The sequence below is a fragment of the Streptomyces sp. 2323.1 genome (assembly GCF_900221035.1).
GTDB classification, from domain to species: domain Bacteria; phylum Actinomycetota; class Actinomycetes; order Streptomycetales; family Streptomycetaceae; genus Streptomyces; species Streptomyces sioyaensis.
Genome location: NZ_LT907981.1, coordinates 3,236,445 through 3,260,979, shown reverse-complemented (window position 1 = coordinate 3,260,979; position 24,535 = coordinate 3,236,445). Strand labels below are relative to the sequence as shown.

Here is a 24,535-nt window from a genome sequence, read left to right as displayed (position 1 = left end):
TGGATCGGGCGGGCCTCATCCCGTACCCCGGGCGGGGGCCGCCCAATCGGACGAGTTCACGGAACAGAGCGTGCGACACCAGGGAGCGAGATGGCCGGACCTCACCACCACGCCTACGTCTGGCTCGGCAGCGGCGATGTCCTCGTGAAGCCGGGGGACGCGCACCGGCGGCCGGATCACCCGGAGTTCCGCTCCGCCCAGGTGATGCCGCTGGCGTGCGCGGACTGGCTGCTGAAGCCGGCTGCCCGGATCGAGGCGACGTTCGAGGAGCCGAAGGGAGGGGCCGAGTGGTATGCGGCGCAACTCGCGCGGTACGGCGAACTCTTCGTGGGGTCGTCGGTGCCGGACCCGGCGTACGAGGAGACCGTGCGGGCCCTGGCCGCCGGTGAGGATCGGGTCGGGGGGTGGTGGGTGAGCGGGGGGCGGTTTCTCTCGGTCAATCTGATCGCCTGTAGTCCGCATCGGGTGCGTCCGGATTACGCCTGCCCGCAGCGGTAGCCCGGCAGGGTGGGGCCCGATTGCGCCTGCCCGCCGGGGTAGTCAGGCGGGCCGTCGCCGGCAGGGGAGGGAAGAGGAGCGGAGCGACTCTCCCCACGTGCAGCCGCTCCGCTGAGCTCCTCCGTCGGACCGGGCCGTGGCGCTGCCGGTCCGCAACCTCTTGATCTTCGGTGTTCGGGACGGTGAGGGGAACCCGGATCCTCATGACGATGTGTGACCGATTGATAACCTCCGTGCATGACGGAAGAGGGGCGCAGCGGGGGCGACTTGGGCGAGTTGGGGATGGTTTCCCGGCATGCGCCGAGCGTTCAGCAGCTGGAATCGTTCCTGGCGCTGGCGGAGGAGCTGCACTTCGGCCGGGCGGCCGCGCGGCTGTTTCTGACGCAGCCTGCGCTCAGCCGTCAACTGCAGGCGCTCGAAGAGCGGTTGGATGTGTTGTTGGTGCAGCGCTCGCGTCGGCATGTCGAGATCACCGCGGCAGGGGAGGCGTTGCTGCCGAAGGCGCGTGCCGTGGTGGAGGCGATGGCCGGTCTGTGCCGGGCGGCCGGCGCCCATGCCCGTCAGGTCGACGGGCGGCTGGTGATCGGTTCCATCGGTGCCGAGGCCGCGATGCCGTACACCAGGGCCATCCTCGACGAGCTGCACACCCGCCATCCACGGCTGCGGACCAGCGTCCGCGGCCTCGATCTCGCCTCCCACTTCGACGCGTTGGAGCGCGGCGAGGTCGATGTGATGTTTCTGCGTCCGCCGGTGCCGGCCGGTGTCGAGACGCTGCTGCTGGCCAGTGAGCCGCGGGTGGCGTGTCTGCCGGCCGACGACCCGCTGGCCGGGCGGGACGAGGTGCGGCTGGCGGAGCTGGCCGGACGCACCGTGGTGGACATTCCGCCGCCGTGCCCCCGGGTGTGGTGGCGGTTCTGGGCGGCCGACCCGCGTCCAGACGGCTCGGTCGTGCGGTACGGGCCGATGGTGCCGGACATGGAAGCGCTGCTGCTCGCCGTCTCCCGGGGCGAGGCCATGGCCTTCCTGCCGGCCGCCGCCCGGCACTTCTTCCCCCGGCCCGGCGTCGGTTACGTGGCGGTGCCGGATCTGCCGCCGGGCACCGCCGCCCTGGCGTGGACCGCCAGGAACCGCGCCCTGCCCACGATCGTCGCCATCCGGCAGGCGGCCGCTGCCGTGCTGCGCCGTACACCCACGGCCCGCTAGGGCCTGTCGTTTGGATCGGGTCGGATCAGGGAGCGATCCAAACGACAGGCCCTAAGGCCCCTCAAGGCAACGATGCCGCGTCACGACCTCTCGCCCGGCCGCCCCATGACCTCGTGCGCCAGTCCGATCAGGTCCCCGATGCCGGGGTGACCCGGGCCGTCGCGCCAGGCGATGACGACCGGGACCGGTGGTGCGTCGGTCAGCGGGACGTACGCCATGGCGGGGTGCGGGTGCATCTCGGCGGTGGCGGAGGTGGTGACGCCCACCGCGCGGCCGCCGGTGATGGCGGCGAGCCAGTCGTCGGTGTTGCCGATGGTGATCGACGTGGCGGGGCGGGCTCCGGCGGGCCACAGGTCGAGGCTGGTGATGCCGGAGACGGTGTTGACGGCGATGGTGCGGTCGGTCAGGTCCGTGAGGGAGAGGGCGGTGCGGCCGGCGAGGGGGTCGTCGGCGGGGAGGCCGGCGACCCGGGGCTCGGTGGTGAGCTGCTCGGTGACCAGACCGGGGGCCTGTACCTCGCCGCGCAGCAGGGCGGCGTCCACGTCACCGCGGGCCAGGCCGGCGGTGCGGTCGTCGATGCGCAGGAGTTCGAGCGGGGTCTCGGGGTGCTCCTCGCGCCAGCGGCGCAGCAGCGCGGTGGTGTCGGTCCCGGCGGCCGACCACGCATGGCCCAGGCGCAGCGGCCATTCGGTGTGGTGGGCGGTGGCGAGCGCCCGGTCGAAGGCGCTGACCGCGATCCGGGCCCGGTCGCGGAACGCCCGGCCGTCCGGGGTGAGCGCGAGATGGTGCGTGGAGCGGTCGACGAGCCGGATGCCCAGCTCTTGCTCCAGCCGGCTCAACGTGCGGGAGACGGCGGGCTGGGTCAGATGCAGCCGCTCGGCGGCGCGGGTGATGCTCAGGGTGTCGGCGATGGCGAGAAAGCAGCGGAAATGACGCAGCTCGATGCTCATGCGTGCGGAGCATAACAACAGGGAAAACGGCATTTCACGGACCGGAAGCGCGGGCCGTAGCGTGGTGGCGTGAACGCTTCGTCCGAGAGCCCCGAGGGCCGTGTGCCCGCCACTGATGCCCCCACCGTGCCCGCCGCCGGTGCGGGCATTCCGTACCCCGTACCGCCCTCGCCCGAGGTGCTGACGGCGGAGGCGCAGGCCGGGACCGCCGGGGCGGCGGGCGCGCGGGGGCGGATCGGGTCGGTGGCACTGGTCATCGGCGGGATCGTCTCGCTGCAGTTCGGCTCGTCGGTGGCGGTGCTGCTCTTCCCGCGGGCCGGTGCGCTGGGGGTGGTCACGCTGCGGCTGGTGGTCGCCGCGCTGGTGCTGGTGGTGGTCTGCCGCCCGAAGGTGCGTGGTCACACCCGGGGCGACTGGGCGACGGTGCTGGCCTTCGGCGTGGCACTGGCCGGGATGAACTCGCTCTTCTACCAGGCGATCGACCGCATACCGCTGGGCGCCGCGGTCACCCTTGAGTTCCTCGGGCCGCTGATTCTCTCGGTGGCCACCTCGCGCCGGATGCTGAGCCTGGTGTGGGCGGCGCTGGCGTTGGGTGGTGTGGTGCTGCTGGGGCGTGAGGGCTTCGACGGGCTGAACCTCGCCGGGGCGGCGTTCGCCCTGGCAGCGGGTGGGCTGTGGGCCGCGTACATCCTGCTCTCCGCCCGTACGGGACAGCGCTTCCCGCAGGCGGACGGGCTGGCGCTGGCGATGACCGTCGCGGCGCTGCTCAGCCTGCCGCTCGGCGTCGTCAGTGCGGGTGGCGCCCTGCTGGACCCGGTCACCCTGGGGCTGGGCGCGGCGGTCGCCCTGATGTCGTCCGTGCTGCCCTACACCCTGGAACTGCTCGCCCTGCGCAAGCTCCCGGCCTCCGGTTTCGCCGTCATGATGAGCCTGGAGCCGGCCGCCGCGGCCACCGCCGGTTTCCTCGTGCTGCACCAGGCGCTGGGCTGGGCCGAGGTACTGGCGATCGGGCTGGTCGTGGTGGCGAGCGTGGGCGCGGTACGGAGTGCGGGGAAGGGCGCGCACTGACCTGTGGCCGGTCGGCCGGTTGCGGCGTGGAAGCGAAGGAAAGGGGCGCGGCCCCTATCCTGGAAAGGAACCGCCGGCGCCAGGGGGTGATCGGGAATGACCACACCGCGGGATCTGCTGATCGTGGCCATGGACGCGGCCCCCGTACGCTCCGTGGAGCGCGGCGATCTGTCGCTCGCGCTGGCGGGGGCCGAGGCGATCGATCTCCTGGAGGCCCAGGCCATCGCGCTCGACGGGGAGCTCATCGTGCCGGGCTACCGGCCGGCCCTCACCGACCGGCTGCTGGACGAGGCCGCGGCGTCGGTGGTCCAGCAGATGCCGTACGAGCCGGTCGGCGAGTGGCTGTGGCGCAGGGGCCGCGGGCTGTCCGCGGCGTATCTGGCCGGCCTGGAGGCGGACGGGCAGCTGACCCGGGAACGCCGCCGTCGCTGGCTGCTGCTCAGGACCAGTGACGTGGTGCTGGTCGATACGCCCGCCCGGCGCGAGGCGGCGAACCGCTGGGCCTCGGGCGAACCCGTCCTGGCCGCCCTTGCCACGGCCGCCGGCCTCGGCGAGGACCGGGCCGCGGACGCCTCGGACGTGACCGATGAAGCGGTGGCGACCGTGATCGGCGCCGTCGAGGACGCGATCCAGGAGCTGGCGGCCGAGCGGCAGCGGCGCGACCGACGGCGCGATGAGGCGGCCGTGGACAACGTGCGACGAGGCTACTGACCGCTGCTCGGATTCCCTGTTGGGATGCCCCTCACCGCGTCGGCCAGAAAATCATGCAGGCGTGCTTGATTGTTTCCGGTGGCGCTGCCACGCTCGGAGCGCACCCGCACCACACCGCACCCGCACGGCCGCAGCAGTGGCCGTCGCTGCCTGCCAACCTGCCCCGCTGTCATGGCAGTTGGGACGATGAGGGGAGTGTCGCGTGTCCGATCCCGGCGCCGTACTGGCCGATCTCAGGGCGGAGAGCGAGGAGTTGGACGCGCTGGTCGCCGGGCTGCCGGCCGAGCGCTGGGCGGCCCCGACGCCCGCCGAGGGGTGGACCATCACCCATCAGATCGCCCATCTGGCCTGGACCGACCGGCAGGCGCTGCTCTCGGCCACCGACCCGGAGGGCTTTGCGCGCGCCGCGCAGGAGGCGTTCGCCGCGCCGCTGACCTTCGTCGACGAGGCCGCCGAGGCCGGGGCCCGGACGCCGCCGGCTCAGCTGCTCGACGACTGGCGGGCCGGCCGCGCGCAGTTGCTGAGGGCGCTCGCCGAGCGGCCGACGGGCGAGAAGCTGCCGTGGTACGGGCCGCCGATGAGCGTGGCGTCGATGGCGACCGCACGGCTGATGGAGACCTGGGCGCACGGCCAGGACGTGGCCGACGCGCTCGGCGTCACCCGGGCCCCCACCGAGCGGCTCCGGCACATCGCCCGGATCGGGGTGCGGACCCGGGATTTCGCCTACGTGACGCATCAACTCACCCCGCCCGACGAGGAGTTCCGGGTCGAGCTGCGGGCGCCGGACGGCAGTGTGTGGGAGTACGGGCCGGCGGAGGCGGCGCAGCGGGTGACCGGGGAGGCGCTGGAGTTCTGTCTGCTGGTGACCCAGCGGGCGCACCGCCGCGATCTGCCGTCCCTGCGGGCCGAAGGAGCCGATGCGGAACGGTGGCTGGGCATCGCACAGGCCTTCGCGGGGCCACCGGGCAAGGGGCGCGCACCGTCGGGGAAGGGAACCACGGCGTGAGCGCCGCCCCCGAGTACGGGAATGACGGCATGAGGGGCGCCCCCGTAGACGGGAGCCACGGCATGAGTGCCGCCCCCGCGCACGGCGCCGGCCCCGTGCGCCCCATAGGCGCGGACCCCGCCCTGCTCCGCATCGGCAACGCCTCCGGCTTCTACGGCGACCGCTTCGACGCCCTCCGCGAGATGCTCACCGGTGGCCCCCTGGACGTGCTGACCGGCGACTATCTCGCCGAGCTGACCATGCTGATCCTCGGCCGGGACCGGCTGAAGGACCCCACGCGCGGCTACGCCAAGACCTTTCTGCGGCAGTTGGAGGACGGGCTCGGGCTGGCCGTCGAGCGCGGGGTGCGGATCGTCGCCAATGCGGGCGGGCTGAATCCGTCCGGACTGGCCGATGCCGTACGGGAGTTGGCCGACAAGGTCGGGGTGTCCGTCCGGGTGGCGCATGTCGAGGGTGACGACCTGCTGGGCCGCGGGGGGTGGGGCGAGGGGGTGCTGACCGCCAATGCCTACCTGGGCGGCGGCGGGATCGCCGCGTGTCTGCGGGCCGGTGCCGATGTGGTGGTGACCGGGCGGGTCACCGACGCCGCGCTGGTCAGCGGCGCGGCCCAGGCGCACTTCGGCTGGCGGCCGCAGGGCCTCGACCAGCTGGCCGGGGCGGTGGTCGCCGGGCATGTGCTGGAGTGCGGCACCCAGGCCACCGGCGGCAACTACTCGTTCTTCGGGGACCATGACCTGCTGCGGCCCGGCTTCCCGCTCGCCGAGATCGCCGCCGACGGCAGCTCGGTGATCACCAAGCACCCCGGCACCGGCGGCGCGGTCACCCTCGGCACGGTCACCGCCCAGCTGCTGTACGAGACCTCCGGCGCCCGCTACGCCGGGCCGGACGTGACGGCGCGGCTGGACACCGTACGGCTGACCGAGGAGGGGCCGGACCGGGTCCGGATCGACGCGGTGCGCGGCGAGGCGCCGCCGCCGACGCTCAAGGCCGGGCTGACCCGCCTCGGCGGCTGGCGCAACGAGGTCACCTTCGTGCTGACCGGGCTGGACATCCCGGCCAAGGCCGCGCTGGTCCGGCGGCAGATGGAGGCCGCCCTCGATGCCGCGGAGCACCGCCCGGCCGAGGTGCGCTGGACGCTGGCCCGTACCGACCGGGACGACGCGGACGTCCAGGAGGAGGCGAGCGCCCTGCTGCGGCTGGTGGTGCGGGACGCCGACCAGGACGCGGTGGGGCGGGTGGTCAGCGGCGCCGCCGTCGAGCTGGCGCTGGCCAGCTACCCCGGCTTTCACGTCACCGCGCCGCCCGGCAAGGGCACCCCGTACGGGGTCTTCGAGGCGGTCGCGGTGGACGCGGCGGAGGTGCCGCACCGGGCCGTACTGCCGGACGGCACCCGTATCCACACCCAACCAGCCCCCGATTCCCAGGAGGTGGTGCGGTTGCCCGACCCGCCGCTCCCCGAGCCGCTGACCGCCGGGGCCACCCGGCGCGGGCCGCTCGGCCTGGTCGCCGGCGCCCGCAGCGGGGACAAGGGCGGCTCGGCGAACGTCGGGGTGTGGGCCCGCACCGAGCAGGGCTGGCGCTGGCTGGCCCACGAGCTGACCGTCGAACGGTTCCGGCAGCTGCTGCCGGAGACCGCCGGCCTGCCGGTCGACCGGCACGTACTGCCGAATCTGCGCGCGCTCAACTTCGTCGTCGACGGGCTGCTCGGCGAGGGCGTCGCCGCCCAGGCCCGGTTCGATCCGCAGGCCAAGGCCGTGGGGGAGTGGCTGCGCGCGCGGCACATGGACATACCGGAGGTGTTGTGGTGACCGTGCTCGCAACCGGGCTCGACCCGGCGGGCGCCGAATACGCCGAGCGTCGTACGGCGATGCTCGCCAAGCTCGCGGAGGTCGAGGCCGCACACGCCGAGGCGACCGCGGGCGGCGGGGAGAAGTACGTCGCCCGGCACCGCAAGCGCGGCAAACTGCTCGCCCGGGAGCGGATCGAGCTGCTGCTCGACCCCGACACCCCGTTCCTGGAGCTGTCCCCGCTCGCGGCCTGGGGCAGCGACTACCCCGTCGGCGCCTCGGTGGTCACCGGCATCGGCACCGTCGAGGGCGTGGAGTGCCTGATCACCGCCAACGACCCGACGGTGCGCGGCGGCGCCAGCAACCCCTGGTCGCTGAAGAAGGCGCTGCGGGCCAACGAGATCGCCTTCGCCAACCGGCTGCCGCTGATCTCGCTGGTCGAGTCCGGCGGCGCCGACCTGCCCAGCCAGAAGGAGATCTTCATCCCGGGCGGCGCGCTGTTCCGGGACCTCACCCGGCTGTCGGCGGCCGGCATCCCCACCATCGCCGTGGTGTTCGGCAACTCGACCGCGGGCGGTGCCTACGTCCCCGGGATGTCCGACCACGTCATCATGGTCAAGGAACGCGCCAAGGTGTTCCTGGGCGGACCGCCGCTGGTGAAGATGGCGACCGGCGAGGAGAGCGACGACGAGTCGCTGGGCGGCGCCGAGATGCACGCCCGTACCTCCGGCCTTGCGGACTACTTCGCCCTGGACGAGCCGGATGCGCTGCGCCAGGCCCGGCGGGTGGTCGCCCGCCTCAACTGGCGTAAGGCACAACCCGATCCAGGACCGGCCGCACCGCCGAAGTACGACGAGGACGAGCTGCTCGGCATCGTCCCCGGTGACCTCAAGGCCCCGTTCGACCCCCGTGAGGTCATCGCCCGGATCGTGGACGGCTCGGACTTCGACGAGTTCAAGCCGCTCTACGGGACGAGCCTGGCCACCGGCTGGGCGCAGCTGCACGGCTATCCCGTCGGCATCCTCGCCAACGCCCAGGGCGTGCTCTTCAGCGCGGAGTCCCAGAAGGCCGCCCAGTTCATCCAGCTGGCCAACCAGCGCGACATCCCCCTCCTCTTCCTCCACAACACCACCGGCTACATGGTCGGCAAGGAGTACGAGCAGGGCGGCATCATCAAACACGGCGCGATGATGATCAACGCGGTGTCGAACTCGAAGGTCCCGCATCTGTCCGTCCTCATGGGCGCCTCCTACGGCGCCGGCCACTACGGCATGTGCGGCCGCGCCTACGACCCCCGCTTCCTGTTCGCCTGGCCGAGCGCCAAGTCCGCCGTCATGGGGCCGCAGCAGCTGGCCGGCGTGCTCTCCCTCGTCGCCCGCGCCTCGGCAGCGGCCAAGGGGCAGCCGTACGACGAGGAGGCGGACGCCGGGCTGCGCGCCATGGTCGAGCAGCAGATCGAGTCGGAGTCGCTGCCGATGTTCCTGTCCGGGCGGCTCTACGACGACGGGGTCATCGACCCGCGCGACACCCGAACCGTCCTCGGCCTGTGCCTGTCCGCCCTCCACACCGCCCCGGTCGAGGGCGCGCGGGGCGGCTTCGGCGTCTTCCGGATGTGAGGCAGCAGTGATCCGTTCCGTCCTCGTCGCCAACCGCGGCGAAATAGCCCGCCGCGTCTTCCGCACCTGCCGCGAACTGGGCATCTCCACCGTCGCCGTGCACTCGGACGCGGATGCCGGCGCACGCTTCGTCCAGGAGGCCGACACCGCCGTACGGCTCCCGGGCGACGCCCCGGCCGACACCTACCTCCGCGGCGATCTGCTCGTGGCGGCCGCCCGGGCCGCCGGCGCGGATGCCGTCCACCCCGGCTACGGCTTCCTCTCCGAGAACGCCGCCTTCGCCGCGGCGGTGGCCGAGGCGGGCCTGACCTGGATCGGGCCGCCGCCCGCCGCCATCGAGGCGATGGCCTCCAAGACGCGGGCCAAGGAGCTGATGGCGGCGGCCGGGGTGCCGCTGCTGGCGCCCGTGGACCCCGGCTCGGCCACCGCGGCCGACCTGCCGCTGCTGGTGAAGGCGGCGTCCGGCGGTGGCGGCCGCGGCATGCGCCTGATCACCGAACTAGCCTTTCTCGAAGAGGAGTTGACCGCCGCCAAGGCCGAAGCGGCGGCCGCCTTCGGCGACGGCGAGGTGTTCGTCGAGCCGTACGTCGTGGGCGGGCGCCATGTCGAGGTGCAGATCCTCGCCGACGCACACGGCACGGTCTGGACGCTCGGCACCCGCGACTGCTCCCTCCAGCGCCGCCACCAGAAGGTCATCGAGGAGGCCCCGGCCCCCGCACTGCCGCAGGGGCTGCGGGACACCCTGCACCGGGCCGCGGACCGGGCCGCCCGCGCCATCGGCTACCGGGGCGCGGGCACCGTGGAGTTCCTGGTCTCCGCGGACGGCCGGGCGTACTTCCTGGAGATGAACACCCGCCTCCAGGTAGAACACCCGGTCACCGAGGCGGTCCACGGCCTCGACCTCGTCGCCCTCCAACTACGGGTCGCCGAGGACCGGCCCCTGGACGGCGATCCGCCGCCCCCGCACGGGCACGCCGTGGAGGCCCGGCTGTACGCGGAGGACCCCGCCGCCGGCTGGCAGCCGCAGACCGGCATCCTGCACCGGCTCGCACTGCCCGACGGCGTCCGGCTGGACTCCGGGGTGAGCGACGGCGACACCATCGGCGTCCACTACGACCCGATGCTCGCCAAGGTCATCGCCTGGGCGCCGAGCCGGGACGAGGCGGTACGCAAGCTGGCGAACGCCCTGCAACGGGCCACCCTCCACGGCCCGGCCACCAACCTCGACCTGCTCGTACGGTCCCTGCGCCACCCGGAGTTCACCGACCCCGGCGCGCTGGACACCGGCTTCTACGACCGCAACCTCGCCGCGCTGACCGCGGCCGACGCGGACGGCGGGGGCGTCTTCGCGCTCGCCGCCGCCCTCGCCGACGCGGCCGGCCGCTCCCGCTTCGGCGGCTTCCGCAACGTCCCCTCTGGCCCGCAGGTCAAGACCTACGCCTCCGGGGACACCGAGTACCCGATCCGCTACCGCCTCGGCCGCGACGGGCTGTCGGCCGAGGACTTCCCCGGCGTACGGCTGCTCACCCACGGCCCGGACGAGGTGGTGCTCGAAGTCGACGGCGTACGGCGGCGGTTCGCGGTCACCCGCTACGGCGACCGCGTCCACGTCGACGCACCCCCGCGGGCCGGCGCGGCCGCCGCCGTCCCCTGCTCGTGGTCGTTCACCGCCCTGCCCCGCTTCCCCGACCCCGCCGCCCGCACCGAGCCCGGCTCGCTGCTGGCCCCGATGCCCGGCACGGTCGTACGGATCGCGCCCGGCCTCACCGAGGGCGACCGGGTCACGGCCGGCCAGCCGCTCCTGTGGCTGGAGGCGATGAAGATGGAACACAAGATCACGGCCCCCGCCGCCGGCACCCTCACCTCGCTTCCCGTCCAGACCGGACGGCAGGTCGAAGTGGGGGCACTGCTGGCCGTCGTGGACGCGGGCTGATTCCCGCCACCGCCCCCGCTCCTCCCTCGTACGGGCACCACCTCACCCACCGCACACATGGAGCCGTCATGAGCAACCCTGTGATCGAGTCCGAGGAACACCGCGCCCTGCGCAAAGCGGTCGCCGCCCTAGGCAAACGCTACGGCCGGGAGTACATCGCGCAGACCGTCGCCGAGGGCGGGCACGCCGACGCGCTCTGGGCGGAGGCCGCCAAACTCGGCTACCTCGGCGTCAACCTCCCCCAGGAGTACGGCGGCGGAGGCGGCGGCATCGCCGAACTCTCCCTCGTACTGGAGGAGTTGGGGGCGGCCGGCTGCCCGCTGCTGATGCTGGTCGTCTCGCCCGCGATCTGCGGCACCGTCATCGCCCGGTTCGGCACCGAGGAGCAGAAGCGGACCTGGCTCCCGGGCCTCGCCGACGGCACCCGCACCATGGCCTTCGGCATCACCGAGCCGGACGCCGGTTCCAACTCCCACCGCATCACGACCACGGCCCGCCGAGACGGCGACGGGGGGTGGGTCCTCAACGGCCGGAAGGTCTTCATCTCCGGCGTCGACATCGCCGACGCGACCCTGATCGTCGGCCGCACCGAGGACGCCGGGACCGGGCGGCTCAAGCCTTGCCTGTTCATCGTCCCGCGCGAGACCCCCGGCTTCGGCCGCCGCCCGATCGACATGGAACTGGCCGCCGCGGAGAAACAGTTCGAGCTGACCCTGGACGAGGTGTGGCTGCCCGCCGACGCGCTGGTCGGCGACGAGGACGCCGGCCTGCTGCAACTGTTCGCCGGGCTCAACCCGGAGCGCATCATGACCGCCGCGTTCGCCCTGGGGATGGGCCGCTACGCGCTGGGCCGGGCCCTCGACTACGCCCGCACCCGGCAGGTGTGGAAGGAGCCCATCGGCGCCCACCAGGCCATCGCCCACCCCCTCGCCCAGGCCCATATCGAGCTGGAACTCGCCCGGCTGATGATGCAGAAGGCCGCGCACCTCTACGACGCCGGCGACGACATGGGCGCCGGCGAGGCCGCCAACATGGCCAAGTACGCGGCGGCCGAGGCCGCCGTCCACGCGGTCGACCAGGCCGTACACACCCTCGGCGGCAACGGCCTCACCCGGGAGTACGGCCTCGCCTCGATGATCACGGCGGCCCGGGTGGCCCGGATCGCCCCGGTCAGCCGGGAGATGATCCTCAACTTTGTCTCACACCAGTCGCTGGGGCTGCCCAAGTCGTACTGAGGGCGCGATGCTGCGCGTGCCGGCCGGGCCGACCCGGCGGGCCGGGCGGCCGTCTCCGCCCGTCGTCCGCCCGCCGCCGAAGGGAAAGGCCCAGGCATGGTGTCCCATGTGTTCCGCAGCGAGTACGCCGACATCGCGCCCGTGGAGCTGCCGATCCACGAGGCGGTCCTCGGGCGGGCGGCGGAGTACGGCGACCGGCCCGCCCTCGTCGACGGCCTCGACGGCAGCACCCTCAGCTACGCCCGGCTCGACCACCTCAGCCGCCGGATCGCCGCCGCGCTCGCGGCCTCCGGGCTCCGCAAGGGCGAGGTGCTGGCGCTGCACAGCCCCAACAGTGTGCTCTTCCCGGCCGTGTTCTACGCCGCCACCCGCTGCGGGGCGGCGGTCACCACCGTCCATCCGCTGGCCACCGAGGACGAGTTCGCCAAGCAGCTGGGGGACTCCGGGGCCCGCTGGATCGTCACCGTGTCGGCGCTGCTGGACACCGCCCGCGGCGCGGCACGGCGGGCCGGCGGCATCGCCGAGATCCTCGTCTGCGACCGGGCTCCGGGCCACCGCGGCGTCCAGGACCTGGCCGCCTGCACCGGGCCGGAACCCTCCGTCGCCCTCGACCCGGCCGCCGACCTCGCCGTCCTGCCGTACTCCTCCGGCACCACCGGCGCCCCCAAGGGCGTGATGCTCACCCACCGCAGCATCGCCACCAACCTCGCCCAGCTCGCCCCGCTGATCTCCAGCGGACCCGACGACCGGGTGCTGGCCGTGCTGCCGTTCTTCCACATCTACGGGCTGACCGCGCTGATGAACGCCCCGCTGCGGCAGGGCGCCACCGTCGTCGTGCTGCCCCGCTTCGACCTGCGGCAGTTCCTCGCCGCGATCGAGCAACACCGCATCACGGCCGTCTACGTGGCCCCGCCGATCGTGCTGGCCCTGGCCAAACACCCCCTGGTCGCCGACTACGACCTGTCCTCCCTGCGCTACCTCGTCAGCGCCGCCGCGCCGCTGGACGCCGAGCTGGCCGCGGCCTGCTCCCGGCGGCTCGGCCTGCCGCCGGTCCGCCAGGCGTACGGGATGACCGAACTCTCGCCGGGTACGCACGTCGTCCCCCTCGACGCGCCGAACCCGCCCCCGGGCGCCGTCGGCAAGCTCATCCCCAACACGGAGATGCGGCTGGTGTCCCTGGCGACCGGCGCGGACGTGCCGCCGGGGGAGAGCGGCGAGATCCTCATCCGCGGCCCCCAGGTCATGAAGGGCTATCTGGGGCGGCCCGCCGACACCGCCGCGATGATCGACCCCGAGGGCTGGCTGCACACCGGCGACATCGGGCGGGCGGACGGCGACGGCTGGCTCCATGTCGTCGACCGTGTCAAGGAGTTGATCAAATACAAGGGGTACCAGGTCGCCCCCGCCGACCTCGAAGCGCTGCTGCTCGGGCACGAGGCGATCGCCGACGCCGCGGTCATCGGCATCACGGACCCGGACGGCAACGAGGTACCCAAGGCGTTCGTCGTCCGTCAGCAGGGGGCCCAGCTCACCGAGCACGAGGTCATCGCGTACGTTGCCTCGCAGGTCGCCCCGTACAAAAAAGTGCGGCGAGTGGAGTTCCTGGACAGCGTGCCGCGCGCCGCCACCGGAAAGATCCTGCGGCGCGAACTGCGCGCCAGGGAAAGGAGTTCGACGCCCCGATGACCGACGCCGCCGCGACACCCCTGGTGCTGCGCTCCCACGAGCGCGGCATCACCACCCTCACCCTGGACTCCCCGCACAACCGCAACGCCCTCTCCACCCGCCTGGTGTCCGCACTGCACCAGGCCCTCGCGGACGCCGCGGCCGACGACGACACCCGCGCCGTCGTCCTCACCCACACCGGCGGCACGTTCTGCGCCGGCGCGGACCTCTCCGAGGCCACCTCGGGCACCGCGAAGGACGGCCCGCTGGGCCTGGCCCGGCTGCTGCGCGCCATCGTCGCGCTGCCCAAACCGGTCGTCGCCCGCATCACCGGACACGTCCGGGCCGGCGGCCTGGGTCTGCTCGGCGCCTGCGACATCTCCGCGGCCGGCCCGGACGCCACCTTCGCCTTCACCGAGGCCCGCCTCGGCCTCGCCCCCGCCGTCATCTCCCTGCCGCTGCTGCCCCGGCTGGACCCGCGCGCCGCGGGCCGCTACTACCTGACCGGCGAGAAGTTCGACGCGCCCGAGGCGGCTCGGATCGGCCTGGTCACCCTCGCCGCCGACGACGTCGACACCGGCCTCGCGCCCGTACTGGACGGCCTGCGCAAGGGCTCCCCGCAGGGCCTGGCCGAGTCGAAGAAGCTGGTCACCGCCCAGGTGCTGGACACCTTCGACCGCGACACCGACGCGCTCGCCGCACAGTCCGCCCGGCTCTTCGGCTCCGCCGAGGCCCGCGAGGGCATGACCGCCTTCCTGGAGCGACGGGCCCCGGCATGGGCGCGCTGACCCCCGCCCGCGGCCCCAAGCAGCCCCAGCAGGAACGCAGTCGCGCCACCCGCCTCAAACTGCTGGAGGCCGCCGTCTCCTGCCTCGCCGAGCGCGGCTGGAGCGGCAGCACCGTCTCGGTGGTCGCCGAGCGCGCCGGCGTCTCCCGTGGCGCCGCCCAGCACCACTTCCGCACCCGCGAGGACCTCTTCACCGCGGCCGTCGAACACGTCGCCGAGAAGCGCCGAGGCGCAGTCAAGGCCGTCGCCCACAACCTCCCGCCGGCCGGCTCCATCGCCCGCACCTGGGTCATCGTCGAGGAACTCGTCGGCCTCTACACGGGGCCTCTGTTCCGCGCCGCGCTGCACCTGTGGGTGGCCGCCTCCGACGAGGAACAACTGCGCGAGCGGGTCACCGCACTGGAGGCGAGGGTGGGCCGGGAGGCGCACCGCACGGCGGTCGCGCTCCTGGACGCCGACGAAGCGGTGCCCGGCGTCCGGGAGACGGTCCAGGGCCTGCTCGACATGGCCCGCGGCCTGGGCCTCGCCAATCTCCTGACCGATGACTCGGCCCGCCGCGACCGGGTCGTCGAGCAATGGGCGAAAATCATCGACGGCGTGCTGAACCCGGCGGATCAGAGCCGGTCGGGAAAGCACCGATAAAACACAAGCGCTGATAAAGCACAAGCGCCGATAAAGCACAATCACCGACAAGGCGCAAAGCACCGGCAAGGCGCAAAGCACCGGCAAGGCGCAAAGCACCGGTGAAGCACCAGCGATTTCAGGAATCCTGTTCCCTGAGCGCCGAGGTTCAACTGCCGGCGGTCACCGGCGTGCAGGTGCGGTTTCGGACCCAGGCGGCGCCGGCTGCGACGGTGCCGACCATTCCGGCCAGCGCCATGGGGACGGTGAAGAAGAGCTGGAAATACCCGATCGCAAAGTCCCCGAAGTAGCCGATCGCGACGGCCAGTACGGCCGCTACCGCGAAAATGACGGGAAGCGCCTTGGCCAGGGTCTGCACGGTCGCTTCGATCATGGAGGCGCGATGATGCCGGAGCGTCTCGCGGACGGCGCGTCGGATCAAGAAGAAAGCGGCAACCACGCAGAGGGGCAAGCCCACCCACATCAAAGGGACGCCGACATTGGGGGACCGACGAATCTCCCGCACCACATGCCCGTCGAGCGTGGTCGTCATGGCTTCGCCGCTGGGGTCCAGGAGGTGGGACCAGTTCACATACCAAAAGGCGAGGGCGGCAAGGGCGGGCAGCACGGCGCCCTGGGCCGCCGCGACGGCGGTCTCCTTCAGGTGCCGGCGCACCGGCACCAGACCGCGTTCGTCCGCCCAGGAAGTGGCCAGCGCCTCGACGTCCCCGCCCATGTAGTCGGCGACCGACCGGCCGTCCGCGGACGCGGCGGCCAGGTCCGCGGCGAGCTCCTCAGCCATCTCATCGGCCGCCGCCTGTTCGACGCCGAGGCGGCGCCACGTCTCCGTGGCCGTGAGTATCGCGTCGTCGACCGTCAGTGTCATGATTCCTCCCGCGCAGGTGGGCCGATGATGGTGTGGATGCTCGTGGCGAATTCGCCCCAGTCGCGGCTCCACGACCGAAGCATCCGCATCCCGGCTTCGCTGGGCATGTAGTACGTACGGGCGGGGCCCCCGCCCCCGCTGCGGCGTTCGACCGTGACCAGCTCGCGTTTACGCAGGCGCGCCAGCGCCGGGTAGATCGAACCGTCCGCGACGTCGAGCCCGGCCTTGGCCAGCTGGACGGTCATCTCGTAGCCGTAGACCGGGGCCTCCGCCATCAGCGCCAGCAGGCACATATCCAGTACCCCTCGCAGCCACTGGGCGCGGGGGGTGGACGTCTCTTCCATGGCCAGTACGTTACACAGCATGAGTCATGCACTACAAGCTAGTGCAGTGCAAGGTAGTGGGGGGGCGAGGTGGTGCGATCTCCAGGGGTGGGCCCCTGGTGATCTCGGCGAGGAAAGGAAGTCCCGCGAACTCCCGCCAACTGCCGCCAACTCCCGCGAATACTTGGGAACTTGACCCACCCGCAAGTAGCATCCGGCCGGCAGCACGCCGCCCGAGCAGCCACCCGCGAAAGGGTCTCCTGCATGCGCCTGACCTCCCGCGTCGCCCCCGCCGCCCTCGCCGTGGCCGCCCTCCTGCTCGGCGTCCTCCCCGCCCAGGCCCAGGCCCACCCCGACCGCGTCCCCGACCGGGTTACGGTCGGTGACCGCACCTTCATCGCCGACGGCCGGGGCCGCGCGCTGCAGTGGCGCGGCTTCAACCTGGCGGATAAGAGCGGCCGGGGCGCCAACGCGTTCGCCGGCATCCACGAGGGCGACCTCGAAGAGATGGCCGCCCGGGGCTTCAACCTCGCGCGTCTCGCGTTCTTCTGGGACGACCTCGAACCCACCCCCGGGCACTACGACCGCGGCTACCTGACCAAGATGCGCCGCATCCTCGACTGGGCCGGCCGCTACCACATCAAGGTCATCCTCGACGCCCACCAGGACGTATACGGACCCCACTTCGGCTCCCGCGGCGTCCCCGACTGGGCCGCCCGCGACGAGGGGCTGCCGTTCGAGCCGGTACCCGACGACTGGTTCTCCGAGTACTTCGAGCCCTCCGTACAGACCGCCTTTGACCACCTGTACAAGGACGCCGACCTGCGCGTCGCGCACGCTCGCATGTGGATGACGGTCGCCTCCGCCCTGGGCAGGCACCCGGCGCTGCTCGGCTACGACCTGATGAATGAGCCGTTCGCGAAGTTCCTCGAAGGCGAAGACCTCCCCGCCGCCGCGGCCCGCTTCGAGGCCACCGAGCTCACCGAGCTGTGGAACCGCCTTGCCCGCGCGATCCGCCTGGTCGACCACAGGTCGTGGGTCTTCGTCGAACCAACCGTCATCGTCGGTACCGGCGTCCCCACCCAGCTGGGCCACATCGACGACCCGCACGCCGGCTACGCGCCGCACTTCTACGAAACCGCGATGGAAACCGGCGCCGACTACGACCCCAACGGCACCTTCATCCCCGCCTACGAGGCCGCGATCAGCCACTACCCGACCCGTCACCGCATGCCGGTGATCGTGGGGGAGTGGGGCGGCAACCCCTACGTTGCGCACGCAGGCCAGTTCGTCACCGACATGACGGCCTCCCTGGACCGCTTCTCCAGCGGCTGGACGTGGTGGCAGTGGTGCCGGGGCGGCGGCTACTGCTTCCTCGACCACACGGGCACAGCGAAGCCCCACGCCCAACTGCTCGTCCAGCCGTACGCGCAGGCCGTCGCGGGCGACCCGCTCACGTTCACGTACGACCCGGCCACCCGCACCTACACACTCACCTTCCGCACCCGCGACAACGCCCAGGGGCCCACCCGGATCACCGTGCCCAGGGACATCTACCCAGGCGGCTACCGCGTCGATATCCAAGGCAGCAAAGCCAGTTGGGACGACCACGGCCAGACCGTCACCGTGACCACCCACGGCAGGGCCGAAGCCACCTACCGGGTCACGATCAGCCCGAGGCAGCTCACCCGATTCCCTCGGGGGCTGCGGCCCGCGGCCCGTCACTGAGACGAGTCACGGACCAGAGGAGCGCTTCCCACGTTGTTGGCTGTCCCGCCGTGGGTGTTGCTCGCCGTTGCGCTTTGCGGCGCGGCGCACGTTGTCGGCTTTCCCGCCGTGGTGGCGTCTCGCCGTTGCGCCTGCGGCGGGCGTGGTGTGTCGGGTGCGGTGCCGCTCCTCCGGACTTCGTCCTGCGGCGCGACCCCTCCCGTGAGTGGGTGGGAACAGGCCGGTGGGGGCGGGCCCCGGCCCTCGTCTGCGTGCAGTCGAGGGATGAGGCCCGCCCCCACCGGTCTTCTTCCACCCCCAACGGGAGGGGCCGGACCGCAGGACGGAGTCCGGAGGGCCGGTCCCGCAGCCGAACAGCCAGTGCAGCGGCAACCAGCCCGCCGCAGGCGAGCCCCTACGGCGGGGAAGCCGACAACGTGCGGGGGCGCCGCAAAGCGCAACGGCGAGAAACCCCTACGGCGGGGAAGCCGACAACGTGCGGGGGCGCCGCAAAGCGCAACGGCGAGAAACCCCCACGGCGGGCCAGCCAACAACGTGGGAAGCCAAGCCAAGCGCTCAAGCGTTTAGCGGGGCGCGATGTCCGCAAACCCCTCGATCTCCCGCGGGCTGCGCGCCCCGGGCCCCACATACCGGGCCGACGGCCGAACCAGTCGGCCCGTCCGCTTCTGCTCCAGGATGTGCGCGCTCCAGCCCGCCGTCCGGGCACAGGTGAACATCGAGGTGAACATGTGCGCCGGGACCTCGGCGAAGTCCAGGACGATGGCCGCCCAGAACTCGACGTTGGTGGCCAGCACCCGGTCCGGGCGGCGGTTGTGCAGCTCCTCCAGGGCGGCCTTCTCCAGCGCCTCGGCGACCTCGAAGCGCGGGGCGGCCAGCTCCTTCGCGGTGCGCCGCAGCACCCGCGCCCGCGGGTCCTCGGCGCGGTAGACGCGGTGGCCGAAGCCCATCAGCCGCTCGCCCTGGTCCAGCGCCTTACGGACGTAGGCGGAGGCGTCGCCGGTCCGCTCGATCTCCTCGATCATGCCGAGGACGCGCGAGGGCGCACCGCCGTGCAGCGGCCCGGACATGGCGCCGACGGCACCGGACAGCGCGGCCGCCACATCCGCACCCGTGGAGGCGATGACGCGCGCCGTGAACGTGGAGGCGTTCATGCCGTGCTCGGCGGCCGAGGTCCAGTAGGCGTCGACGGCCTTGACGTGCTTGGGGTCCGGCTCGCCGCGCCAGCGCTTCATGAAGCGCTCGACGACGGTCTCCGCCTTGTCGATCTCCTTCTGCGGCACCATCGGCAGGCCCTGCCCGCGCGCCGACTGGGCGACGTACGACAGCGCCATCACCGCGGCGCGGGCGAGGTTGTCACGGGCCGTCGCCTCGTCGATGTCCAGCAGCGGTTTGAGGCCCCATACGGGAGCGAGCATGGCGAGCGCGGACTGCACATCGACCCGGATGTCCCCGGAGTGCACCGGGATCGGGAAGGGTTCGGCGGGCGGGAGACCGGGGTTGAACGCCCCGTCGACCAGCAGCCCCCAGACGTTCCCGAAGGACACCTGACCGACGAGCTCTTCGATGTCGACCCCGCGATAGCGAAGGGCACCGCCTTCCTTGTCGGGTTCGGCGATCTCCGTCTCGAACGCGACGATTCCCTCGAGTCCGGGTACGAAGTCGGACATCAGGCGGCTCCTCAAGCTGGGGCCGGCAGACGCTCCTGAGCGGCTGCCGTGCGGTCGTGGTGTGCGGCGCCAGTACGGTTACGCGGCTGCTGGCAGCTCGCGGTCCGAACCGGTCACCCCGGTGTGATGCCCTGCCAGGGCACGGGTCACGCGGGGGTCCTGCCCGCAGTGGTCGGCCACGGGCGGGCGGTGCGGTGCGGCGGTGTGGTGCGTCAATACAGCCGGACGGACACGATAGCTCTCCCTGTCCGGAGCCCACAGTGGGCCGGGCCATGATTTTGGCGGGTCCCTCACCTGCGGGGAAGCGTGAGATCCGGCACAGTGGTCGATTTGCCGTCGGGAGGGTTACGGCGCGCGGCCAGGGGCAGACTTCCGCCCCTCCCAGCTGACCGGGCCGAGCGCGATGTTGCAAGATGAGGCCGTGCACCCAGCCGACGCGCCTCACAACGAGAACCCCGACCCTTCCTCCATGCGTGCGCACTACCGCGCCGAGGGACTCGCCGAGTCCGATCTCGCCGCCGACCCCCATGACCAGTTCGCCCGCTGGTTCAAGGACGCGACCGTGGCCGGGCTGCACGAGCCGAACGCGATGGTCGTCTCGACCGCGGATGCCGCGGGCCGGCCGAGCTCACGGACCGTGCTCCTCAAGGCGTTCGACGACCGCGGCTTTGTGTTCTTCACCAACTACAACAGCCGCAAGGGCCGTGAACTGGCCGAAAATCCGGCCATTTCGCTGCTGTTCCCCTGGCACCCGCTCGCCCGCCAGGTCGTGGTGACCGGCACCGCACAGCGCATCGGCCGGGACGAGACCGCCGCCTACTTCCGCACCCGCCCGCACGGCTCCCAGCTGGGCGCCTGGGCCAGCGACCAGTCCGCCCCGGTCGCCTCGCGCGCGGAACTGGAGGACGCCTACGAGGAATTGGCGGCCCGCTACCCGGAGGGCGAGCAGGTGCCGGCGCCGCCACACTGGGGCGGCTACCGGATCGCCGCCGAGACGGTCGAATTCTGGCAGGGCCGGCTCAACCGGCTGCACGACCGGCTGCGGTACGTCCGCGAGTCCGGGGGCGGCTGGCGAGTGGAGCGGCTGGCGCCCTGAAACGGGCGCGCCCGGCGGAGACGGCTGGGCATGCCCCTCGGCCCGTACCGGCTCTCCGGCCGTACCGGCTCTCCGCCGCCCTGGCCGCACACGCAGACGACCCGCGGGCTGCCTCCTCCGCGCTCGGTGGCGCGAAGGGCCGGTCGGACGAACCGGCAGCCCGCGGGTCGGGTGACTGCTTGGGATTGGCCGGCTGCGCATCTGCAGTATGCGCTGGTCCGGCGCTGCACTTCGGTGAAGCGACGGGCCGCTAGCCCGCAGCCACCTCACGCGTCCGGTGCGAAATCATCTGCCGAACCACCTCCCTTCTCGTGTGCTCCACACATTAGGAAGCCGGTCCGCCCGACACAACCACATTTTCCGGAAGCAACGATTTCCGTGAATCGCGGGTGCTCTGTATGACGGTCCAGTTGAATGTTCCCAGGTGGAGCATGTGTGGCCGCGTTCGTGAGGGGTGCCAGTGACTGCTTCGTCAGCTTCTTCCGACCTTTCCGGGGTCTCCGGTCTTCCCGGCCCTCCCGGCACGGTGGCCCCGGCCCGCCGCGCCACCGAGCAGACCGATGTATCCGGTGACTCCGGTCTGCTCGCCGCGCTCCTGGACGGCATGGACGCCGCCCTCGCCGCCTTCTCCGCGGACGGCACGGTCACCCACTGGAACCACGAAGCGGAACGCATCCTGGGCTGGACCACCGCCGAGGCCGTCGGCCGTACGGGACTGACCGGCTGGGCGGTCCGCAAGGAGGACGCCGACGGGATCGAGGCCGCCCTCGCCGCCGCGATGCGCTCCCCGGGCCGCCAGGTGCATGAATTCGCCCTGCTGACCAAAGACGGCCGCCGCGTGCTCCTGCGCACCCAGTCCTCCGCAGTCCGCGGCCCCGGCGGCCGGGTCGTGGGCGTGTACTGCGCCTTCAGCGAGGTGCACACCCAGCTGGACCTGGAGCGGTCCGTCGCGCTGGCCGAGGCGCTGTTCGAGGACGCGTCGTGGGGGGTGGTGCTGATCGACGCCGATCTGCGGCCCGCCGTCGTCAACGCCCACGCCGGCCGCATCCTGGGCGTGGGGCGCACGGCCCTGCTGGGGCGCCCCTTGGGCGAGCTGCTGGCGCAGGGCGTGGAGGAGCTGGAGTGCGCTCTGCAGCACGTCCTCGCCGAGGGCGCCCCGCCGGCCACCGCCGAACTGTGGGTGACGCTGCGCTCCGAGGGGGCCGAACTCCCGCGCCGGTGCTGGCGCAGCGGCTTTGTCCGGCTGGCCTCCCCGTTGGCCGAGGAGCCGGTGCCGCTGGGCGTGGCCTGGCTCTTCCAGGACGTCACGGACACCAAGCGCGCCGAGCAGGAGAGCTCCCTGCTGCGGTTCCGCGCCCGTCAGCTCCACCGGGCGGGACGGGCGGCCGCGGAGTGCCCGGACCCGGCCGAGGCCGCCGCCGTCCACCTCGACTTCGCCCTGGCGGGCTTCGCCGACCACGGCCTGGTCGACCTCGCCACGACGTCGCCCGCGCCGTACGGGGCGGTCGCCGAGGACGAGGCGTACGACGCCGGCGACGCGGGTGACGGGGCGGCCGCGGCGGGCGGCACCGGCATGCCACCGGGCAGCGCACCCGGCGCGGACGCCGGGCACGGCACGCGCCACGGCAGGCCCCGGCTGGTACGGACGCTGGCCTCCCCGGCCGGTGCGCCCGGCCCGGCCGAGCGCCTTCCAGCGACCGGCATCCCCGTGCCGTACGCGCCGCGCCATCCCGTCTTCCAGGCGTACGAGCGGCGCGGCTCGGTGCGTACCGGCGCCGGACCCGCCTCACCCGAGGGCTGGGCGGCCGCCCGTCACTGGCCGGACGGCACCGTGCACGGCCTGTGTGTGGCGCTGCGCAGCCGCGGCCGCACCCTGGGCGTTGCGACCTTCCTGCGGACCCCGGCGCGCCGCCCCTTCGACCGCGCGGACGCGGACTACGCGGAGGAGGTGGCGGCGCGGATCGCCGCGGCCCTCGACCTCGCGGGCGCCGCGGCGTTCGGCGGCGCGCCGTCCGCTCACTGCCGGTAGAAGATCCGGTCCGCGTACGCGCCCATCACCCGGGCGTTCCAGTCGTGGCCGCCGTCGACGTTCCCCGAGCGCAGCAGCGGCGGGTCGATGCCCCGCTCGGCGAGGGTGCCCGCGGCCGTCGCCACCATGGCCTGCATGATCGCGCTGGTGACGACCGTGGAGGCGGGGGCGAACGGCGCGTCGATGCCGGGCAGCGTCAGCTCCGCGTCGCCGACCGGGATCCGGCTGTCCAGTACGAGGTCGCAGTGATCCTTCAGGAAGCCGCCGGAGGCGTGCCGGGACCTGGTGGCCTCCGCGTACGCCACCGACGTCACGCCGATGACCTTGATCCCCAGGGCGCGGGCGTTGACCGCCATCTCCACGGGCAGCGGGTTGCGCCCGGACAGCGAGATGATCACCAGCACATCGCCCGCCTCCAGGGGGCTGGTGTCCAGGACCGCCGCGGCCAGCCCGTCGACCCGCTCCAGCGCGCTGCCGAGCGTCGCCGGCCGTACGTCCACGCCCACCACACCCGGGACCGACAGCAGATTCATCACCGCCAGGCCGCCCGCGCGGTAGACCGTGTCCTGCGCGGGGAGCGAGGAGTGGCCGGCGCCGAAGGAGAAGATCCGGGCGCCCGCCGCGACGGCGTCCGCGATCAGCTCCCCGGCCGCGGTGATCCGGTCGCCCTCCGCGTCGCGGACCTGTCGCAGCAGGTCGATCGCGGCGTCGAAGTAGTTCCCGGCCAGCCGGTCGCTCCGGTCGCTCTCAGCCATTGCCGCGGGCCCCTCTCGTCGGATCTCGCCGGAATCTCGGCGTCTGTGATCAGTGGCGCGGATCACGTTGCGCTCTGGACCAGTGACCTGTCAACACGGCGACGAGGCTCCGCGGGCGCGGACGAGGCGGCACCGATGTCAGCGGGATGCGTCAGAATTGGAGCAGGGCCACCGCACCACACATCGAGGGGCACGCATGTCAGGACTGATCGACACCACGGAGATGTATCTCCGCACCGTCCTCGAGCTGGAAGAGGAAGGTGTGGTCCCCATGCGCGCACGCATCGCGGAGCGCCTCGAACAGAGCGGCCCGACGGTGAGCCAGACCGTGGCGCGCATGGAGCGGGACGGGCTGCTGACGGTCGCCGGCGACCGTCATCTGGAGCTCACGGAAGAGGGCCGGCAGCTGGCGACCCGGGTGATGCGCAAGCACCGCCTCGCCGAGTGCCTGCTCGTCGACGTCATCGGCCTCGAATGGGAGCAGGTGCACGCCGAGGCCTGCCGCTGGGAGCACGTCATGAGCCAGGCGGTCGAGCGCCGCGTCCTGGAGCTCCTGCGGCACCCGACGGAGTCCCCGTACGGCAACCCCATCCCCGGGCTGGCCGAGCTGGGCGAGAAGTCCGAGGTCGACCCGTTCCTCGACGCCGGCATGGTGAGTCTGATGGACCTGGACGCCGGGGCCGACGGCAAGACGGCCGTGGTGCGCCGGATCGGCGAGCCGATCCAGGCCGACGCCCAGCTGATGTACACCCTGCGCCGGGCCGGTGTGCAGCCGGGCGCGGTGGTGAGCGTGACGGAGTCACCGGCCGGGGTGCTGGTCGGCAGCAGCGGTGAGGCCGCCGAGCTGGGCTCCGAGATCGCCTCGCATGTCTTCGTAGCCAAGCGTTGAAAGCAGTTTCAGACTCTTTCCTTCTCGCACTCCCGCCCGCATTTCCCGCACGAGCCCGCTGAGCTGCGCTGACGCGCCGTTC

General features: G+C 72.7%; 21 protein-coding genes. 16 read left to right on the top strand and 5 right to left on the bottom strand.

The window, feature by feature from the left end:
* The first annotated feature begins 90 nt into the window (after window positions 1–90).
* Both CPH93_RS13475 and CPH93_RS13470 read left to right on the top strand, forming a co-directional pair.
* The gene (locus CPH93_RS13475) at window positions 91–498 is read left to right on the top strand and encodes a hypothetical protein (protein WP_096212991.1); all 408 of its coding nucleotides are present in this window, start codon (window positions 91–93) and stop codon (window positions 496–498) included.
* Window positions 499–780: 282 nt separating this feature from the next.
* Window positions 781–1,701, top strand: coding sequence for a LysR family transcriptional regulator (locus CPH93_RS13470; protein WP_096212990.1), 921 nt, complete (start codon window positions 781–783; stop codon window positions 1,699–1,701).
* A gap of 80 nt (window positions 1,702–1,781) precedes the next feature.
* Here the strand turns inward: CPH93_RS13470 and CPH93_RS13465 are convergent, their stop codons facing one another.
* Window positions 1,782–2,651, bottom strand: a complete 870-nt coding sequence (locus CPH93_RS13465) for a LysR family transcriptional regulator (protein WP_096212989.1) — start codon at window positions 2,649–2,651, stop codon at window positions 1,782–1,784.
* Window positions 2,652–2,831: 180 nt separating this feature from the next.
* Between CPH93_RS13465 and CPH93_RS13460 the strand changes: the two genes are divergently transcribed.
* From CPH93_RS13460 to CPH93_RS13415, 10 genes are all read left to right on the top strand, one after another.
* Window positions 2,832–3,719, top strand: a complete 888-nt coding sequence (locus CPH93_RS13460) for an EamA family transporter (protein ID WP_443031463.1) — start codon at window positions 2,832–2,834, stop codon at window positions 3,717–3,719.
* 96 nt (window positions 3,720–3,815) lie between these two features.
* Window positions 3,816–4,430, top strand: coding sequence for a GPP34 family phosphoprotein (locus tag CPH93_RS13455; protein ID WP_096212988.1), 615 nt, complete (start codon window positions 3,816–3,818; stop codon window positions 4,428–4,430).
* A 202-nt stretch (window positions 4,431–4,632) separates the two neighbouring features.
* Entirely contained in the window at window positions 4,633–5,436 is an 804-nt protein-coding gene (locus CPH93_RS13450; RefSeq protein ID WP_096212987.1) for a TIGR03084 family metal-binding protein, read from the top strand.
* 62 nt (window positions 5,437–5,498) lie between these two features.
* Window positions 5,499–7,244, top strand: coding sequence for an acyclic terpene utilization AtuA family protein (locus tag CPH93_RS13445; protein WP_096212986.1), 1,746 nt, complete (start codon window positions 5,499–5,501; stop codon window positions 7,242–7,244).
* Complete coding sequence (locus tag CPH93_RS13440) at window positions 7,241–8,839, top strand: acyl-CoA carboxylase subunit beta (RefSeq protein ID WP_093484683.1); 1,599 nt, start codon at window positions 7,241–7,243, stop codon at window positions 8,837–8,839. The genes CPH93_RS13445 and CPH93_RS13440 overlap by 4 nt, the downstream gene beginning before the upstream one ends.
* Window positions 8,840–8,846: 7 nt before the next feature.
* On the top strand, window positions 8,847–10,772 hold the full coding sequence (locus tag CPH93_RS13435; RefSeq protein WP_096212985.1) for an acetyl/propionyl/methylcrotonyl-CoA carboxylase subunit alpha: 1,926 nt from the start codon (window positions 8,847–8,849) through the stop codon (window positions 10,770–10,772).
* Between the two features lie 68 nt (window positions 10,773–10,840).
* Window positions 10,841–12,007, top strand: coding sequence for an acyl-CoA dehydrogenase family protein (locus tag CPH93_RS13430; RefSeq protein ID WP_096212984.1), 1,167 nt, complete (start codon window positions 10,841–10,843; stop codon window positions 12,005–12,007).
* A 96-nt stretch (window positions 12,008–12,103) separates the two neighbouring features.
* Entirely contained in the window at window positions 12,104–13,693 is a 1,590-nt protein-coding gene (locus tag CPH93_RS13425) for a 4-coumarate--CoA ligase family protein (RefSeq protein WP_173909806.1), read from the top strand.
* Entirely contained in the window at window positions 13,690–14,460 is a 771-nt protein-coding gene (locus tag CPH93_RS13420; protein WP_096212983.1) for an enoyl-CoA hydratase family protein, read from the top strand. Before CPH93_RS13425 ends, CPH93_RS13420 begins: the two co-directional genes overlap by 4 nt.
* Window positions 14,448–15,101, top strand: a complete 654-nt coding sequence (locus tag CPH93_RS13415) for a TetR/AcrR family transcriptional regulator (protein ID WP_096212982.1) — start codon at window positions 14,448–14,450, stop codon at window positions 15,099–15,101. Before CPH93_RS13420 ends, CPH93_RS13415 begins: the two co-directional genes overlap by 13 nt.
* Before the next feature lie 148 nt (window positions 15,102–15,249).
* Here CPH93_RS13415 and CPH93_RS13410 read toward each other — a convergent pair whose 3' ends face one another.
* Window positions 15,250–15,966, bottom strand: a complete 717-nt coding sequence (locus CPH93_RS13410; protein ID WP_096212981.1) for a hypothetical protein — start codon at window positions 15,964–15,966, stop codon at window positions 15,250–15,252.
* Window positions 15,963–16,310: a PadR family transcriptional regulator gene (locus CPH93_RS13405; protein ID WP_093489046.1), complete on the bottom strand. Its 348-nt coding sequence runs from the start codon at window positions 16,308–16,310 to the stop codon at window positions 15,963–15,965. Before CPH93_RS13405 ends, CPH93_RS13410 begins: the two co-directional genes overlap by 4 nt.
* A 243-nt stretch (window positions 16,311–16,553) precedes the next feature.
* Here CPH93_RS13405 and CPH93_RS13400 point away from each other — a divergent pair, with 243 nt between their 5' ends.
* Window positions 16,554–18,017 carry a cellulase family glycosylhydrolase gene (locus CPH93_RS13400; RefSeq protein ID WP_096212980.1) on the top strand — a complete coding sequence of 488 codons (1,464 nt, stop codon included), beginning with the start codon at window positions 16,554–16,556 and terminating at the stop codon, window positions 18,015–18,017.
* 563 nt (window positions 18,018–18,580) lie between these two features.
* Here CPH93_RS13400 and CPH93_RS13395 read toward each other — a convergent pair.
* On the bottom strand, window positions 18,581–19,684 hold the full coding sequence (locus CPH93_RS13395) for a citrate synthase 2 (protein WP_093484691.1): 1,104 nt from the start codon (window positions 19,682–19,684) through the stop codon (window positions 18,581–18,583).
* Between the two features lie 469 nt (window positions 19,685–20,153).
* Between CPH93_RS13395 and pdxH the strand changes: the two genes are divergently transcribed.
* A complete protein-coding gene (gene pdxH, locus CPH93_RS13390; protein WP_093484692.1) occupies window positions 20,154–20,780 on the top strand; it encodes a pyridoxamine 5'-phosphate oxidase in 627 nt (208 codons plus the stop codon).
* Between the two features lie 526 nt (window positions 20,781–21,306).
* A complete protein-coding gene (locus CPH93_RS13385) occupies window positions 21,307–22,809 on the top strand; it encodes a PAS domain-containing protein (protein ID WP_096212979.1) in 1,503 nt (500 codons plus the stop codon).
* Here CPH93_RS13385 and CPH93_RS13380 read toward each other — a convergent pair.
* On the bottom strand, window positions 22,797–23,564 hold the full coding sequence (locus tag CPH93_RS13380; protein ID WP_096212978.1) for an SIS domain-containing protein: 768 nt from the start codon (window positions 23,562–23,564) through the stop codon (window positions 22,797–22,799). The genes CPH93_RS13385 and CPH93_RS13380 overlap by 13 nt on opposite strands.
* Window positions 23,565–23,760: 196 nt before the next feature.
* Here CPH93_RS13380 and CPH93_RS13375 point away from each other — a divergent pair, with 196 nt between their 5' ends.
* On the top strand, window positions 23,761–24,453 hold the full coding sequence (locus tag CPH93_RS13375; protein ID WP_096212977.1) for a metal-dependent transcriptional regulator: 693 nt from the start codon (window positions 23,761–23,763) through the stop codon (window positions 24,451–24,453).
* The last annotated feature ends 82 nt before the right edge of the window (window positions 24,454–24,535 follow it).

Coding starts and splice junctions, on each gene's coding strand:
- pdxH (WP_093484692.1), top strand. CDS start 20,154: ATGCGTGCGCACTACCGCGCCGAGGGACTCGCCGAGTCCGATCTCGCC.
- CPH93_RS13405 (WP_093489046.1), bottom strand. CDS start 16,310: ATGGAAGAGACGTCCACCCCCCGCGCCCAGTGGCTGCGAGGGGTACTG.
- CPH93_RS13425 (WP_173909806.1), top strand. CDS start 12,104: ATGGTGTCCCATGTGTTCCGCAGCGAGTACGCCGACATCGCGCCCGTG.
- CPH93_RS13455 (WP_096212988.1), top strand. CDS start 3,816: ATGACCACACCGCGGGATCTGCTGATCGTGGCCATGGACGCGGCCCCC.
- CPH93_RS13475 (WP_096212991.1), top strand. CDS start 91: ATGGCCGGACCTCACCACCACGCCTACGTCTGGCTCGGCAGCGGCGAT.
- CPH93_RS13395 (WP_093484691.1), bottom strand. CDS start 19,684: ATGTCCGACTTCGTACCCGGACTCGAGGGAATCGTCGCGTTCGAGACG.
- CPH93_RS13400 (WP_096212980.1), top strand. CDS start 16,554: ATGCGCCTGACCTCCCGCGTCGCCCCCGCCGCCCTCGCCGTGGCCGCC.
- CPH93_RS13470 (WP_096212990.1), top strand. CDS start 781: ATGGTTTCCCGGCATGCGCCGAGCGTTCAGCAGCTGGAATCGTTCCTG.
- CPH93_RS13410 (WP_096212981.1), bottom strand. CDS start 15,966: ATGACACTGACGGTCGACGACGCGATACTCACGGCCACGGAGACGTGG.
- CPH93_RS13380 (WP_096212978.1), bottom strand. CDS start 23,564: ATGGCTGAGAGCGACCGGAGCGACCGGCTGGCCGGGAACTACTTCGAC.
- CPH93_RS13430 (WP_096212984.1), top strand. CDS start 10,841: ATGAGCAACCCTGTGATCGAGTCCGAGGAACACCGCGCCCTGCGCAAA.
- CPH93_RS13415 (WP_096212982.1), top strand. CDS start 14,448: ATGGGCGCGCTGACCCCCGCCCGCGGCCCCAAGCAGCCCCAGCAGGAA.
- CPH93_RS13420 (WP_096212983.1), top strand. CDS start 13,690: ATGACCGACGCCGCCGCGACACCCCTGGTGCTGCGCTCCCACGAGCGC.
- CPH93_RS13375 (WP_096212977.1), top strand. CDS start 23,761: ATGTCAGGACTGATCGACACCACGGAGATGTATCTCCGCACCGTCCTC.
- CPH93_RS13445 (WP_096212986.1), top strand. CDS start 5,499: ATGAGTGCCGCCCCCGCGCACGGCGCCGGCCCCGTGCGCCCCATAGGC.
- CPH93_RS13465 (WP_096212989.1), bottom strand. CDS start 2,651: ATGAGCATCGAGCTGCGTCATTTCCGCTGCTTTCTCGCCATCGCCGAC.